At 66.0% G+C, this 14,541-nt stretch carries 13 protein-coding genes; 8 read left to right on the forward strand and 5 right to left on the reverse strand.

Annotated features, from left to right (window positions below; genetic code table 11):
* The first annotated feature begins 35 nt into the window (after positions 1-35).
* From ABZ942_RS18375 to ABZ942_RS18400, 6 genes are read left to right on the forward strand one after another with little or no spacing between them, the layout of a single operon-like run.
* A complete protein-coding gene (locus ABZ942_RS18375) occupies positions 36-1,268 on the forward strand; it encodes an MFS transporter (RefSeq protein WP_357383409.1) in 1,233 nt (410 codons plus the stop codon).
* Positions 1,265-1,753, forward strand: coding sequence for a cobalamin-dependent protein (locus ABZ942_RS18380; protein ID WP_357383411.1), 489 nt, complete (start codon positions 1,265-1,267; stop codon positions 1,751-1,753). Before ABZ942_RS18375 ends, ABZ942_RS18380 begins: the two co-directional genes overlap by 4 nt.
* Positions 1,753-2,991, forward strand: a complete 1,239-nt coding sequence (locus ABZ942_RS18385; protein ID WP_357383413.1) for an ATP-grasp domain-containing protein — start codon at positions 1,753-1,755, stop codon at positions 2,989-2,991. The genes ABZ942_RS18380 and ABZ942_RS18385 overlap by 1 nt, the downstream gene beginning before the upstream one ends.
* On the forward strand, positions 2,988-4,475 hold the full coding sequence (locus ABZ942_RS18390) for a hypothetical protein (protein ID WP_357383415.1): 1,488 nt from the start codon (positions 2,988-2,990) through the stop codon (positions 4,473-4,475). The genes ABZ942_RS18385 and ABZ942_RS18390 overlap by 4 nt, the downstream gene beginning before the upstream one ends.
* Before the next feature lies 1 nt (position 4,476).
* Positions 4,477-5,724 (forward strand): methylaspartate mutase, encoded by a 1,248-nt coding sequence (locus tag ABZ942_RS18395; RefSeq protein WP_357383417.1) that lies wholly within the window; start codon positions 4,477-4,479, stop codon positions 5,722-5,724.
* 20 nt (positions 5,725-5,744) lie between these two features.
* Positions 5,745-6,986 (forward strand): ATP-grasp domain-containing protein, encoded by a 1,242-nt coding sequence (locus ABZ942_RS18400; RefSeq protein WP_357383419.1) that lies wholly within the window; start codon positions 5,745-5,747, stop codon positions 6,984-6,986.
* 66 nt (positions 6,987-7,052) lie between these two features.
* Here the strand turns inward: ABZ942_RS18400 and ABZ942_RS18405 are convergent, their stop codons facing one another.
* Positions 7,053-8,177, reverse strand: coding sequence for an NAD(P)/FAD-dependent oxidoreductase (locus ABZ942_RS18405; protein ID WP_357383421.1), 1,125 nt, complete (start codon positions 8,175-8,177; stop codon positions 7,053-7,055).
* A 104-nt stretch (positions 8,178-8,281) separates the two neighbouring features.
* Between ABZ942_RS18405 and ABZ942_RS18410 the strand changes: the two genes are divergently transcribed.
* Positions 8,282-8,983 carry a TetR family transcriptional regulator gene (locus ABZ942_RS18410; RefSeq protein ID WP_357383423.1) on the forward strand — a complete coding sequence of 234 codons (702 nt, stop codon included), beginning with the start codon at positions 8,282-8,284 and terminating at the stop codon, positions 8,981-8,983.
* 67 nt (positions 8,984-9,050) lie between these two features.
* On the opposite strand, the gene ABZ942_RS18415 is transcribed toward ABZ942_RS18410, so the two are convergent.
* Positions 9,051-9,515 carry a helix-turn-helix domain-containing protein gene (locus tag ABZ942_RS18415; protein ID WP_357383425.1) on the reverse strand — a complete coding sequence of 155 codons (465 nt, stop codon included), beginning with the start codon at positions 9,513-9,515 and terminating at the stop codon, positions 9,051-9,053.
* Between the two features lie 92 nt (positions 9,516-9,607).
* On the opposite strand from ABZ942_RS18415, the gene ABZ942_RS18420 reads away from it, so the two are divergent.
* Positions 9,608-10,828, forward strand: coding sequence for an MFS transporter (locus ABZ942_RS18420; RefSeq protein WP_357383426.1), 1,221 nt, complete (start codon positions 9,608-9,610; stop codon positions 10,826-10,828).
* A gap of 54 nt (positions 10,829-10,882) precedes the next feature.
* Here ABZ942_RS18420 and ABZ942_RS18425 read toward each other — a convergent pair whose 3' ends face one another.
* The 3 genes from ABZ942_RS18425 to ABZ942_RS18435 all read right to left on the reverse strand — a co-directional run bounded on the left by ABZ942_RS18425 (position 10,883) and on the right by ABZ942_RS18435 (position 14,461).
* The gene (locus ABZ942_RS18425; protein WP_357383428.1) at positions 10,883-11,743 is read right to left on the reverse strand and encodes a GNAT family N-acetyltransferase; all 861 of its coding nucleotides are present in this window, start codon (positions 11,741-11,743) and stop codon (positions 10,883-10,885) included.
* Between the two features lie 106 nt (positions 11,744-11,849).
* The gene (locus tag ABZ942_RS18430; protein WP_357383430.1) at positions 11,850-13,070 is read right to left on the reverse strand and encodes a helix-turn-helix domain-containing protein; all 1,221 of its coding nucleotides are present in this window, start codon (positions 13,068-13,070) and stop codon (positions 11,850-11,852) included.
* Between the two features lie 143 nt (positions 13,071-13,213).
* On the reverse strand, positions 13,214-14,461 hold the full coding sequence (locus ABZ942_RS18435) for a helix-turn-helix domain-containing protein (protein WP_357383432.1): 1,248 nt from the start codon (positions 14,459-14,461) through the stop codon (positions 13,214-13,216).
* Positions 14,462-14,541 lie beyond the last annotated feature (80 nt).

Consider the following 14,541-nt stretch of genomic DNA (forward strand, 5'->3'; position numbering starts at 1 on the left):
CGGTGCCACGGCGCCCAGGGACGGCAGCCGACAGGGTGGGTAAGCACAACGCGTTGTTCGCCACCGGCGTTCTGCTAGGTCTGATTGCCGAACAAGTTGTGCTGTTCGCGGTGCCGCTGTTGATCTTTCACGACACCAAACAGGTCTCGACTCTCGGCTTCGCGTTCGCCCTGGAGTGGTTGCCCGCGCTGATCGCCTACCCGTTCGCAGGTCTGCTCGCGGACCGCGACGGTGGCGCAAGGCTGTTCACCCGGGTCGCGGTGATGCGCGCGGTCATCCTGGTCATCGTCGTGCTGGTCTGCCTGACCCGGCCGGGCTGGATGGTGCCCGCGTTGATGACCGGCGGTGCGTGCCTGTCGGTCTGCGTGGCACCCATCCGCATGTCGATCGAGCGGATGGTGCCGCAGATCGCCCGCGACTCGCAGATCGCCACGGTGCAGTCGTTGGTGCAGAACATGGAATTGCTTGCCATGGCCCTCGGGCCCGCCCTGGCGATCTTGGCCGCGGCCTTCCTCGGCAAGCTGTGGCTGCTGCTCGTGGCCGCCGCCGCGTTCGCGATCAGCGCGGTCACCTGGCTGCCGCTGCCCCGACCGAAGGTGCGCACCGCCGTCGGGTGGGCGGCCCGAGAAGTGTTGGCGGAGTTGGCGATCGGCTGGCAGCTCATGGTGCGCATCCGGCCGGTGCTGCTGCTCGGCATCCTCAACTTCACCATCAACCTGGTGGTCGGCGTGCTGATCGTCTCCAACGCGGCACTGGTCACCGATGTCTTTCACGCGCCCGACTCCGCGTACGGCCTGCTCAATGCGGCCGTCGGTGTCACCGGGCTACTGAACCTCCTGCTGATGCCGGCCTTGTTGCGTCGCTTCGGCGTCGAACCCATTGGGGCGATCGGCTTTTGGCTGATGTGCGGCACAGTACTGATAGCCGCCCTCGCACCCTCTTATCTGGTCTATGCCCCCGCCTTTGTCGCGATGCTCGTCGGGGATGCGCTCTACAACATCTACAACCGCACCCAGCGGGTGAAGGTGATTCCCGGCGAGCATCTCGGCAAGGTGATGGGTCCCTTCTATCTGCTCAACCTGTTGTCCTATCCGATCGCGGGCCTGCTGATCGGTGGTCTGGGCGCCTCCATCGGCGCACAACGACTCGCGCTGTGGATGGGTGGACTGCTCTGCCTGTTCGGCGCGGTTTTTCTGCCGTTGACGATGGCCAGTTTCCGAAAAGCCTTGCTGGCCCGCGAGAACGCTAACGTTGAGGTCGTGACATGAACGCTCGTTTCCGGTGCGTGCTGAGCACCGTCGAGTCCGATTCCCATCTCTGGAACCTGGTTTATCTGCAGAAGCTGCTCGAGGAGCACGGCGCGACGGTGAACAACCTCGGCACGTGTACGCCGGTGCAGCATGTGGCCGACGCGATCCGCGCGGACCGGCCCGACCTGCTGGTCGTGTCGAGCGTGAACGGTCACGGATTCCACGGCGCGCAGGTGCTGCTGTCCGGCCTGCGGGAACGCGGGCTGGAGGTGCCGTGCGCGATCGGCGGCAAGCTGACCACCGCGGTATCCGACGACGACCGAGTCCGCCGCGAACTGCTCGCACTGGGATACACCGACGTGTTCCTCGGCGACGACGCCATCGAGCGGTTCCGCGGTTTCCTGCGTTTCGGTTTGGCCCAAGGATTTTCGGCCTGGCGCGCGGATCGGGCGCTCATCAGTCCCTGGGACAGTGAGGACGCGGCAACGCGAGAGGTGTTCTGATGCATATCGTCATCGTCAATCGGTGGCCGCGGTTCTTCGACGGGATCCGCTGGGACAACGAGCTCACTCGGTACGAGGAGTTCGTTGATCACGAGGCCAATCAGGTCAGTTACGTCGTGGACGGTCCCGGAGCCGATGGCGTGCTTGCGGATCCGGCGAAGATCGCCTGCCAGGTGCGGGTCGACGACGTCAATGATGTGGCGGCGCTCGGCGCGGCCGTTCGGGAGATCATCGAACGGGTCGGGCCGGTGGACGAGCTGATCGCGTTGTCGGAATTCACGCTGGAGATCGCTGCCAAAGTTCGTGCGGAGCTTGGTATTCCGGGTCCGACCGTCGATGAGGTCGCCGTGTACCGGGACAAGGTACGGATGAAGCAGGTGCTGGACGAGGCGGGCATCCCGGTGCCGCGGTTCGCCGACTGTACGAGCGTCGAGCAGGTGCGGGCTTTCGCCGAATCCTGCGGCTATCCACTGATTCTCAAGCCGCTCGGTGGTGCCGCGAGTATCGGCGTGCGCAGGGTGGACAACGCTGCGGAATTGGATGCCGCGCTGGCGTCGATCGAGTTGGCGGACTACGAGATCGAGGAGTTCATCGCGGGACAGATCTACCATGTGGACGGCTTCGCGGACGACGATGCCCGCGTCGCGTTCCAGGCGGTCTCCCGCTACCTCAACGACTGTCTGTCCTTCGCGCACGGAACGCCGCTCGGCTCGGTGCTGATGGGGCCGTCACCGCAACGGACGTTGATCGAGGACTTCTCGCAGCAGATCATCGCGGCACTCGGCTTGCGCCGCTTGCCCTTTCACCTCGAGGTGTTCCTCACCCCGTCGGGCGATCCGGTGTTCCTGGAGATCGGTGGGCGAGTGGGTGGCGCCGAGGTGCCGCATCTGCTCTATCGAGTGTTCGGCGTCAACCTGTACGAGATGTTCCTGCGGGTGCTCTCGGGTGGTCCGGTCCCGCCGGTCCCCGAGGTGGTCGACTCCTCCGGGGGTTGGCTGATCATGCCCAAGTCGGCCGAGCGGTCCGAACGGGTGCTGCGGGTTTCGTCCATGCGGGACCAGGTGCCGATCGTCTGGCGTGAGCTGCTGCCCGCGCCGGGCGAGGTGCTGGCGCCGGGCGGCGCGTACGACGCGCTGCATCGTGGCCGCTTCATTGTGGTGCACGAGGATGAGCACGTCGTCGAGGCCGGCATCCGAAAGATCATCGAGAACTTCGACTTCGAGGCGGAACCGCTGTGAATGCTGGACATGATGCCAAAGACGATCTAGCGCGTTACGAGCAGCTGATCGGATTCCTCACCGAGGACGAGCGCCGCGGGGTGGCGGCGGTCGGCGACAAGCTGATCGAGGACGCGGGCGGTCTCACCAAGCTCGCCGACTACAAGGTCATGGTGGCTTACGGCGGCGGCAAGGACAGCACCTATGTCGTGGCCTTCGTGCGGGCCGTGCAGTTGCGTCTGCAACTCGCCTACGGCAGAACGTTTTTGATGCGGGTGGCCAACATGCGGCACGCCGGTGTGGTGAGCGCGGTGATGGAGAACATCGATCGGGTGTACTCGGCGCTGGGTCTGCTCGACGATGATCGGGCCGAGCTGCTCACCATCGACCACACCGAGATCCGCCGCTTCCGTGTCGATTTGCCGCTGCCGGACAAGCTGGTGGCGATCAACCGGCTCGACGTGTTGATGAACGGACACCGGTCGGCCGGTGACGGACGACCCACCTTCTGCAACAGCTGCAACCTGGCGGTCGCCGACTTCTACGGTCGGGCCGCCTGGTGGCGCGGCGGCGTCGACGCGATCATGACCGGCGACTCCCGACGGGAACAGGCGCTCTACGCCGCGTGGATTCTGCGGCTGGCCAAGGGAATCGGCATCGACGTGCAGCGCAAAGGTATGACGTTCCAGGATCTGCTTGCCGCGCTGCGTGGCGTCGGCGACGCGTATTTCCGCGAACTGTTCGGCGACGACGAGCACGAGCCCGCCGAACGCGAAGTGGCCGTGGGTGATCGGTCGGTGCAGCCCACCTTTGTGTCGATCTATGACCTGGTCAGCTATCGCGTGCACGATCATTGGGATCTGATCGTCGATTTCCTCGGCTTCCGGTTCGATGACCTGGCCTTCAGCTTCACCGAATCCGATTGCGCCAACCCGACTCTCATGGCACATCTGCGCGGGCTGCGGGTCGAGTACGTCGAGGGGCGGACCTATCAGGCCGGGATTTCGGAGTATCTGGAGTTCGCCGAGACGATGATGCGCCGGAAGGAGATGCCGGACAGTCTCATCGCGCTCGCCCTCGGTCGCTACGAATCGCCGGACAAGGTCGTCGAACAGCGTCGAGTTGCGGCCACCTACGCCGAGAATGCGTTCGGGCTGGGCGAGGACGAGCTGGTCGCGATGGTGTTCTCGCCGTTCACCGATGCAGGTGCGCGACTGGCGGAATTCGTCGAACGGTGCCATCCCGAGCGGGTCGACGAGGTACCGGCCTTGCACGCCGCGCTGCGTGGTGAGCCGGGGAGCGACAGCGCGGCGGGGTGGCTGGCGGAGGTGTCCGGGCTGTCCATCACGCACCTGCGCACGCTGTATCGCAGCGCGCTGGTGGACTTCGCGGCCGGTGACACGGTGATGGCCAGGGTGCGCGCGGGTGATCCGCACAAATCCCAGGTGCACACCGTCGACGCGCGCTCGGGATTGCCGACGCTCGAGCTGATCTCGGGTCGGTGACGTGGCTGGGTTCTTCGACAGTTTCGTAGCGGACCGCGCTGCCGCCGGGCAGTTGGTCGTCCAGCCGCGGATGGGCATGGGCAGCTTGTCGGCGATGCGGTCCGGTCTCGCGCGGGTGGCCCACCTGGATTTTCCGGTGATCGGCACGCTCACCCTCGACAGCTACACCCGGGTCGGCGACTACCAGAGCCCGCTGGAACGCCTCGCCGCGGGGGAGGAGCTGAACGGGTATCCGCTTGTCTCCCATTCGATCGAGGAGACCAAGAAGGTGCTCGCCGACCTGTACGGACCGACGTTCCCGGTTCAGGTGCGACACGGTACTGCGTTGCCGCTGCGGGTCTTTCAACGGTTGGTCGAGGTCGGCCTGGACGCGACGGAAGGCGGGCCGGTCTCGTACTGCCTGCCCTACAGCAGGCTGCCGCTGCGCGATGCGCTCGAGGCGTGGGCGGAGAGCACCCGGTTTCTTGCCGACGCGGCCGAATTCGGGCATATCGAGAGCTTCGGCGGTTGCCTGCTCGGCCAGCTGTGCCCGCCGTCGCTGCTGGTGGCGATGGGGATTCTGGAGGGGTGTTTCTTCCGGCAGCACGGCCTGCGGTACATGTCATTCAGTTACGCGCAGGGGACACTGGCCGAACAGGACCGGGGCGCGTTGCGAGCGTTGCGGACCCTTGCCGCGGAGTACCTGGGCGATGTGACCTGGCATGTCGTGTTCTACACGTATATGGGTCTTTTCCCGAGGACACCCGACGGCGCGACTCGGCTGATCCGCGACAGTGCCCGGTTGGCCATGGCGACCGGGTGTGAACGGATGATCGTGAAGACGGTGTCGGAGGCGTGGCAGATTCCGTCCGTCGCGGAAAACATTGCGGCGCTGCGTATTGCGTCGGAAGAGGCGGACGGGCCGCTGGATCCGGCGTCCCCGGCCGAGGCGCAGTATTTCGGTGAGGTGCTCGATGAGGCGCGGACCCTCATCGATACGGTGCTCAACCTCGACGCGGACGTGGGAGTGGCGCTGCTGCAGGCCTTCACCGAAGGGCTGCTCGATGTCCCGTTCTGCCTGCACACCGACAACTTCGGGGCCGCCACCTCCGTTATCGATGAGCAGGGCGCGCTGCGCTGGGGAAAATTGGGCCGACTTCCGCTGCCCGCCAGTGCCGGTCGCGAGGATCTTGCGCGCCTCGGTTCCGACGCGCTCTACGGGATGCTCGACCACGTTGCGAATAGTTATGACAGCAGGCTGATTCCATGACCGAACCGATGAGAGATGCCATGACCGAGGTTGATTCGTCCATCGTTGTGCTGGTGGATGCGTTTTCCACGGGAGCGCTGCTCGCTCAGCAGGCGCGGCACAAGCACCGGCTGATCCATGTCCAGTCCCGTTCCCAGCTGCCCGCGACCTTCTCCGCGAGCCTGCCTGCCGAGCTGTTCGCCGAGGATCTCTCCTACGCGGACCAGGCCGACGACGTACTGCGCAGGCTCGCCGAACTGGGACCGGTCGCGGTCATTGCGGGCAGCGAGTACGGCGTCGAGGTGGCCGACGAGATCGCCGCGAAACTCGGCTTGCGCGGCAATGATCCGGCGCTCTCGCACGTGCGACGGGACAAGTTCTACATGCTGGAGGCGGTGGCCGGTGCGGGGTTGCGGACCACGCGGCAGCGGCGCGGCAGCGATGCGGGGCGGCTGTTGGCATGGCGGCGGGCCGAGGGCCTCGGGCGGGTGGTGGTCAAGCCGCTCGACAGTGCGGGATCCGATGACGTGTTCATCAGCGATTCCGAGACGGAGGTTCGGGCCGCCGTTCACGCGATCATCGGCAAGACGAACCTGATGCTGCGGACCAATGCGGCGGTGCTGGCGCAGGAGTATCTGGTCGGGGACGAGTTCATCGTCAATTCGGTCAGCCGGGACGGCAAGCACTGGTTCACCGACGCGTGGATCAGCCACAAGTTGACGGTGCGGGACAACCGCCGGATCTATGACTGCGAGGATCTGCTGTCGCAGGAGGATCCGCGGTTCACCGAGATCCTCGACTACGTTTCGGGCGTGCTCGACGCGCTCGGCATCGCGAACGGGCCGGCGCACACCGAATTGATCTATACCGCAGCAGGTCCCGTGCTGTTGGAGACCGGGGCACGGCTCTCGGGGCTGGCCAACCCACGCGCACTCGATCGCGGCACGGGCGTGAACCAGGTCGACCTGACGATGGACTGTTACCTCGGCGAGGGGCGCGCGCTGGCGGCGCAGCCGTCGGTGTATTCGCGGCGAGAGCGGGCACGCTGTGTGAATCTCATTGCACACCGGGAGGTTCCGCTGCCCGCGCGGACGCTGCGGGCGGAGCTCGAACGACTGCCCGCAATCGAGAGCGTGCGGTTCCGTATCGCCGATCAGGCGATGACCAGGCCGACAGTCGATCTCAATTCGTCGCCGGGCGTGGTGTTTCTCGTGCATCAGGATGCCGCCGAGATCGAACGGTCGTACCGGACGCTGCGCCGGCTGGAGCACGAGCTCCTGTAGGAGCCGCCGCACAGACCGAGAGCGTCGACGACGAATACATCGGTGCGGACGCGCCGATCCAACGGTCTACTCGTGTCCGGTGAACATGGTGACCAGGCTGTGCGGTGCTTTGTCACCGGACATGAGCTCGTGCAGTTCGGCGCCGTCGATGGCGATTTCGGTGCTGCGCGGGAACAAGGCGAGCTCGTATTCGGTGATCGCGGCCTCGATGTCGTCGGGGTGGGCGGCGAGGGCTTTGCCGAGTTCGGCGCCGTCGAGCATGGCCAGGTTGGCGCCCTCGCCGTTCGGGGGTGCGAGGTGGGCGGCGTCGCCGACCAGGGTTACGCCGGGCACTCGGTCCCATTGGTGGTCGATCGGCAGGGTGTAGTGGGGGCGGAAGACCGGTGCGGTGTCGGCTTCGGTGATCAGTGCGGTGAGTTCTGTTGCCCAGCCGTCGAATTCGTGGGCGATGCGCGCCTTGGTTGCGGCGGCGTCGGTGAAATCGATTGCGGCGAACCAATCCAACGATCTGGTCAGCGACACGTAGGTGTGCAGGGTGTCGCCGCTCTCGCGGTGCGCCTGGATTCCCTTGCCGGGCGCTGGTGCGATCAGTGACCCGCCGCCGACTGCTTTCGCGGCGGCGGGGTGGCGGGTGTCGGCGTCGTACAGGTAGGTCTCGACGTAGGAGATGCCGGTGTATTCAGGTGTGGCAGTGGACAATAGGGGCCGGACCTTTGACCACGCGCCATCGGCGCCGACCAGCAGGCTCGTCGTGATAGTGCTGCCGTTGGTGAAGGTGACCTCATGGCGGCCATAGCCGAGTGCGCGGGTACCGCTGACCTTGTGCCCCCACTGGATGGTGCCGACAGGTAGCGAGTCGATCAGCATCTGTCGCAGCTGGCCGCGTTGCACCTCGGGGCGGCCGCCGGTGCCGTCGTCGGGCTGGTCGAACAGGACGGACCCGTCGCGGTCGAGGACTCGGATCGCCTGGCGACCTTCCAGGATGAGGCTGCGGAACTCGTCCGATAGGCCGGCCGCCTCGATGGCGAGCTGCCCGTTGTAGTCGTGGATGTCGAGCATGCCGCCCTGTGCGCGGGCTGTCGGTGAGGGTTCGGCCTCGTAGACCGTGACCGGGATGTCGTGGACGTGCAGGACGCTGGCGAGGGTGAGTCCGCCGAGTCCGGCGCCGATGATCGTGACTGGAGTGGGCATGGTGGGTCCTTCGGGATCGAGGCCGGTGCGGTTCGGCAACTATGGAATGCCGTTCCAACCTAACACAGGTTGGAACGGCGCTCCAGACGTGTCAAGATGGCGGTATGGCATCGCGGGCGGGTAAGGAGAAGCGGCGGACGGATGCGCTGTCCCGGGAGCGCATCGTCGAGGCGGCCGTCGAACTGCTCGACACGGCCGGTGAGGGCGGGCTGACATTCCGGGCGCTGACCGAGCGTCTCGCCACCGGGCCGGGGGCGATCTACTGGCACGTGGCGAACAAGGGTGAGTTGCTCGCCGCCGCGACCGACGTCGTTGTCGCCGCGGCACTGGCCGCCGAGCCCGCCGAATCCGTGGCTTCCCCGCAGGACGAGATCCGTGCCGTCGCGCTCGGGCTGTTCGACGCGATCGACGAACACTCCTGGCTCGCCACGCAACTCGCCGTGCAGTTCTCCCGCAGCCCATCGGGGTCGGTAGCGCCGCAGATCGTCGAGAGCATCGGGCGACGGGTCCAGGCGCTCGGTGTCCCCGAGGGCAGCTGGTTCACCGCGACCTCGGCACTCGTGCACTACATCCTCGGCGCGACCAGTCAGTACGTCACGAACAGTCAGGTCCTGGCGGCCGACTTGGATCGCGGCGAGTTCCTCGGCGACGTAGCGAAGGCGTGGGCGGAACTCGACCCCGCCGACTACCCATTCACCCGGGCCGTCGCGGGCCAGATGCGCGAACACGACGACCGGGAGCAGTTCCTCGTCGGCATCGATCTCGTGCTCACCGGCATCGCCGGTCTCCATCGGACCGAGGGATAGGTCGAATGCGAGCTGCGACATGGCGATTGGCTCGCCGAAGGTGGTAATCGCTTGTCGTGCAGCCGAGTTACCGAGATGACTCGGGCACCTTGCGAACTCGGGTGGTCGCCGCGGTGACGCGCTTGCCCGCGTGGTCTTCGGGGCGTAGTCGGGCGACGGGTCGGCCGTCGTGGTCGACGAGGGTCGAGTGGGGCTCGTTGCCGGTGAAGGCGTGGCGTTCGCCCCATTGGCGCAGTGCCACGACGGTGGTGAAGAGGTCCTGGCCTGCTGCGGTGAGTTCGTAGCTGTGCCGCTTGCCGCCGGGGGCGGTGCTGGTGGTGAGGATGCCGTGGTCGACGAGCTTGCGCAGGCGATCGGTGAGGATGTTGCGGGCGATTCCGAGGCGCTGCTGGAAGTCGGTGAAGGTGGTTGCGCCGTCCATGGCGTCGCGCACGATCAGCAGGCTCCAGCGGTCGCCGACGAGGTCGACGGTTCGCGCGACCGGGCAGGTGGGGTCGGTCCAATCGCGGCCGGCGCCGGGTGTCGCGGTCATGTGCCTCCGTTCAATCAGTTGCACTTTGAAACTATTATGCCCTATCGTCAAATAGTTGCATTTTGCTACTAATTTCGGGAGGTGTTGTGGCCATGGGAGTCACAAGATCGCAGCGGTGGGTGCTGGCGCTGGTGTGCGCGGTGGCCGTGTCGACGATCTATGCGATCCAGCCGGTATTGGAGACGGCGGGCACTGGCCTGGGGCTGGCGCGCGGGTCACTCGGCTGGCTGGTCGCGGCCGGGCAGGTCGGCTACTTCGCCGGTCTCGTCCTGCTCGTTCCGCTCGGCGACGTGCTGAATCGTCGTCGGCTCATCACCGTGCATCTGGTACTTACCGCCGTGGGGGCCGTGGTCGTGGCCGTTGCGCCGAATGGTGTCGTCGCGGTGGCGGGGCTGGTGGTCGCGGGTCTGTTCGCGGTGGTGGTTCAGGTGACGGTGGCCTATGTCGCCGCCGTTTCCGCGCCGAACGAGCGGGGTCGCAATATCGGTGCGGTCACCTCCGGTGTGGTGATCGGCATCCTCGGTGTCCGCGTCCTCGCGGGCGTCCTCGGCGACACGGTCGGCTGGCGGGCCGTGTACGCGCTGCTCGCCGTGTTGTGCGTGGCACTGGCGCTCACCGTTCGCGCGACGCTCGACTCGGACAGCAGGACGCCCGGCGCACGGTACGCACAGGTTTTGGCATCGATGGGGCGGCTCGTGCGCACGGATCGGCTGTTCCTGAGCCGAGGACTGATCACCCTCTTCCTCTTCGCGTCCTTCGGAACCCTCTGGAGCGGGCTCGCCCTACCGCTCGGCACCGATCCATGGAACTTCGGCACCACGCAGATCGGCCTGTTCGCAGTGGTGGGCTTGGCCGGAGCGCTCGGCGCAGGCCGCGCCGGACGGTGGGCCGATTCCGGTCGCGCGCAAGTGATTACGGGCTCCGCGCTGGTGTTGCTCACCGCCTCCTGGTTACTCATCGCCCGAACCGAATCAACCCTGTTGCTGCTCATCATCGGCATCGTGCTGCTCGACTTCGCCGTCCAGGCAGTACACGTCAGCAGCCAGCACCTGCTGACCGCAGCGCACCCGAACCGGGCCAGCAGCGTCATCGGCGCCTACATGGCCTGCTACTCCCTCGGATCCGCCCTCGGCGCGATCACCACCACCTGGGCCTACAGCACCTGGGGTTGGTCGGCCGCCTGCTGGCTCGGGGCCGCCTACTCACTGTCCGCATTGGTCCTGTGGGGACTGGCCCAGGTCACCGGCCGCACCGCCGCGAGTTCGCCCGAGCCCCAACCGAAGTCCCGAGAAGCGGCAACCCTGCAATGCTGATGAGGCGTGGGCGGCGCGGGTTTCGGTCCATGCGGCTCAGGTGACAGCGTCGCCTCACACCGTCGAAGAAGATTCAGCGATCGGCGCTGAGCCGGCTCGCGGTAGTGAACCGACCGCTTCCCGTCGGCGCAGTTGTGCGCCGGTCACGAGTCGGTACACCGAAGTGCCGTCGGTGGCCTTTCGACAGGACACAGCCTGGAAACCGCTGGCGATCAAGTCGCTGAGGACGGCGCATACTCGCCGTCGCAGCGCCGCGCCGTCGTGTCCGCATTGATCGTCGTACGCGGTCGGAATGGCCAAGAGCATGGTCTCGGCGTCGCCGCGCGGATCGAGCTCGGGGCTGCCGACGACGAGCCCGGAGGGTGGTTGCGGCCAGTGGACGGCGGGTTTGGTGAGTTCCCAGCGGGCGATGATCCGGTCGGTGGGGTGCCCGCGGTCGCGTCCGGAGTCCTCGATGCCGTAGAGATTGGGGGCGAAGCCGCAGCCGCGGGCGCCGAGGACGTCGAGGTAGAAATATGCGTTCGCGGACCGTAGTGGGTCGTAGGCCCACTGGATGGTGCGTAATCCACGGGTGAGGGAAATACTACGCAAGAAATGCATCAATGCTCGACCGATGCCGGTGCTTTGCCGGTCGGCTCGTACTACCAATAGCTCCATGTAGTGGTATATCGAAGCAATGCGTCCGCCGCCATCCAGGTCCAAACCGGGAAAGCCGTAGCTGAAGCCGACCAGTTCCCCATTTACCCGTGCCCCGAGTGCGATGCTGCCATTGTGTGCCAACGCGGTCAGCAGTCGGGGGCTCGGCGCGGGGTCCTCCGGCCGTAAAGCGAAGACATCACGATAAAGAGCTATGGGGTCCGACAGGCTGCCGGGCTCGATCAGTTCGCTGACGATCACGTCAGTAATCGCGGTCATATCGCGAGGCTACCGTTCGCTTCCAGATGGAAGTGGTAGACATGAGCTAGCGTTCACCATTCGGTTATCAACCGGCAATCGCGCGGACCGGCTCGGTCTGCGTGATTCAGCGGAGTCCGGCCACTCGGGCGAGTTCGTGCAACTCCGGGCGTATGAGTCGATTGTCCTGCTTGATGAGATATTGCAGCGTCGACTGAGTGCCGGAGCCATAGCGAAAGTCCTCGGGACAGACATCGACGGCCTTGCCGAGAGCGGACGAGGCTCCGGCATAGTCGTTTCGGCGAGCGCAGGCGTAGGCGCCGGCCAGGTGGAATCGCATTCTTCCGCCGACCGGGTGGGCGTCCGGGACATGCTGGTGCGCCGCGAGCTCGGCGGCCTGGTCGCAGTGGCCGCCCCAGAGCATGATCTCGAGGCGAGCGATCAGGGATTCGGTGGGGCCGAACGGAATACCGTACACCGCGTGATCGCGATCGAATCGGTTCGCCTCGTGCGTCGCGGCGACAGTCAGCCTGTCCGACTCGGCAATATTGCCTGCCGCGGCGGCGCCTTTTGCCGCGAGTAACCGCAGCGCGCCGACCAATACGGTTTTGTCGACGGAATCGGCGGCCTCGGTCAGGCGCTGCGCGGCGGCCATGGCGTAGTCATAACACTCGCGCGCTTGCGACAGTCCCAGCATGCCGTTGCCGGTATGCCAGGCGCAGGCCGCCAGCTGCCATGGGTTTTGCCGCTGTTCGGCAACCATCGTCGCCCGATCCGCAGCGGTGAAGGCAAGGTGGTGTGAGCCGACTCTGGTAAGAAATCGCCGGGACAGATGATAGCTGAGTAACAGTATCTCCCCGGCTTCGTCGTCGGGCGACAGCGAATACAGCAGGCGAGCGTCGGTCACCACCGGGGGGAGGGATTCCGCCAATTCCGTGTACCTGGTCGGTGAGTGTTCCCATATACGCTGGCACCGATGTAACCGTTCGGTCAGATCGCGAATCGATTCGGTGGCCGCTCCGGTGTGGCCGTGGCCTCGAATTGGCGAATGGCCGATAATGCTGTGTTTCAAGGATTCGGCGAGGTTATCCCCGGCCTCGACGCTCGCGGGCGCCAACTGTGGCGGCAGTGCTATCAACTCGCCCATGTCTTCTATATGCAATGCCTCGGCGAGCCGGAAGATCACCGCTATGCTGTCTAGCGGCTTATAGCCCGACTCGACGAGACGTAGCCATTCTTCACTGCGGCCGACTTGCTCAGCGAGGGCGCGACGGGACAGGTCGCGTTGTCGCCGCCGCAATTCGAGTCGCTCCCCGATGGTCAGCGGTCCTGTTCTGGGACCTGGCATGCTGTTCACAAATCCCCCGTTCGGCTATCGAATGGTTGCGGCGACCGGTACGTGCGAACTGACTTGTGACAGCATTGTCATCTGGAGTTTTACCCATCCGTCGGCGGAGTAATCCGCGAACTTTCTCGGCTTCGGCCGATGGGTCAGGCCAGGCCGGCGGCGGCCAGTAGCTTGGCTAGGTCACGTCTGGTCAGGTGATGGTCGTGGCGGGAGAGTTTCTGCAGCGTGCGGTGTGCCATCCAGTCGAAACGGAGGTCTTCCGGACTGGCCAGCTCGGCTTGCTGCAGCGCGAGGGTCGCGGCGAAGTCTTCACCTTTGCGGCCGTAGGCATAGGCGGTGGTCAGGTAGTAGCGGGCGCGGACATCGACAGCGGCGTTGTCGGGCAGGTGAACCTCGGCCGCGAGCCGGATCGCCTCGTCGACCTGGCCGAGGCGCAACGCGATGTCCATGCCGGTGATGGCCACTTCGGGGACGCCGAACCAGATGGTGCGCAGGCCGGCCGCCGGGTCGAGTCGCTCGGCGATGCGGGCTGCCCCGGCGAGGAGTTCCTTGGACTGCTCGAGGTCGCCCGCGCCCGCAGCGCATTCGGCGGCCAGTAGTAGCAGCGCGCCGTACACCGGGCCTTCGGTTTCCGCCGATCGGGTGGCCGCGGCCAGCCGATGTGCGGCGGCGAGCGCGTAGTCCCGGCTTTCCGCGTGATACCCCATCGAGAGCAGGGCGCTGGCGACGTGCCAAGAACTCACCGCGACGAGGATGGGTTGTGCGGGTTGGGTGAGGATGCCGATCGGGCGGTCGGCGACGAGCCAGGCCAGGTGGTAGTCGCCGACCCGGGTCAAGACGAAGCGGGCGAGGTGGTACGCCTCGACCAGAACTCTGCCCGACTCTTCGAGTTGCCCGTCCGAATGTGCCTGGGCGGCTGCGCGAATCGACCGCGCCGAGGCCAGCACCTGGGGTAGCCGGGCAGCCAGTTCGGTGTAGCGGTGGCCGGAGCCGAGCCAGCTGTACCAGCATTGGTCGAGGCCCGCGCGGACCGAATCGAGGGTCGGCAGCGGGTTCGCGACCGCCGTGGCGAACACCTGCGTCGACGGGTGATCCATGATGGCCCGGTTGAGTGCGGTGAGCTGCAAACCCATTTCGCCGATGTCGCGTGCCCCCGAGCGGCTCGACGAGGGCAGGCCGATCAACTCGACGGGATCATCGAAACGCAGAACCTCGGCGAGCCGGTACATCATCTCGATACTGTCGAGTCGACGGCTGCCGCGCTCTATCTGGCGCAGCCACTCTTCGCTGCGTCCGGTCAGTTCGGCGACCACCCGACGGGAAAGCCCCAGCCTGCGGCGGCGTAGCTCGATTCGCTCGCCCGCGCTCAGCGTCCGGTGATTCACGACCATCTGAACCCCTCTTCTTGGTGGCTCGTGATCGGGTGTCGCTCCTCGCTTTCACGGGTCGTCGTACCTGCTGAACAATGAAG

It is taken from the genome of Nocardia sp. NPDC046473 (assembly GCF_040645995.1).
Lineage (GTDB): Bacteria > Actinomycetota > Actinomycetes > Mycobacteriales > Mycobacteriaceae > Nocardia.

What these genes read in the sequence shown, in the direction of transcription:
- ABZ942_RS18380 (WP_357383411.1), top strand. Translation starts at nt 1,265, where the DNA reads ATGAACGCTCGTTTCCGGTGCGTGCTGAGCACCGTCGAGTCCGATTCC.
- ABZ942_RS18385 (WP_357383413.1), top strand. Translation starts at nt 1,753, where the DNA reads ATGCATATCGTCATCGTCAATCGGTGGCCGCGGTTCTTCGACGGGATC.
- ABZ942_RS18400 (WP_357383419.1), top strand. Translation starts at nt 5,745, where the DNA reads ATGACCGAGGTTGATTCGTCCATCGTTGTGCTGGTGGATGCGTTTTCC.
- ABZ942_RS18405 (WP_357383421.1), bottom strand. Translation starts at nt 8,177, where the DNA reads ATGCCCACTCCAGTCACGATCATCGGCGCCGGACTCGGCGGACTCACC.
- ABZ942_RS18410 (WP_357383423.1), top strand. Translation starts at nt 8,282, where the DNA reads ATGGCATCGCGGGCGGGTAAGGAGAAGCGGCGGACGGATGCGCTGTCC.
- ABZ942_RS18415 (WP_357383425.1), bottom strand. Translation starts at nt 9,515, where the DNA reads ATGACCGCGACACCCGGCGCCGGCCGCGATTGGACCGACCCCACCTGC.
- ABZ942_RS18420 (WP_357383426.1), top strand. Translation starts at nt 9,608, where the DNA reads ATGGGAGTCACAAGATCGCAGCGGTGGGTGCTGGCGCTGGTGTGCGCG.
- ABZ942_RS18425 (WP_357383428.1), bottom strand. Translation starts at nt 11,743, where the DNA reads ATGACCGCGATTACTGACGTGATCGTCAGCGAACTGATCGAGCCCGGC.
- ABZ942_RS18430 (WP_357383430.1), bottom strand. Translation starts at nt 13,070, where the DNA reads ATGCCAGGTCCCAGAACAGGACCGCTGACCATCGGGGAGCGACTCGAA.
- ABZ942_RS18435 (WP_357383432.1), bottom strand. Translation starts at nt 14,461, where the DNA reads ATGGTCGTGAATCACCGGACGCTGAGCGCGGGCGAGCGAATCGAGCTA.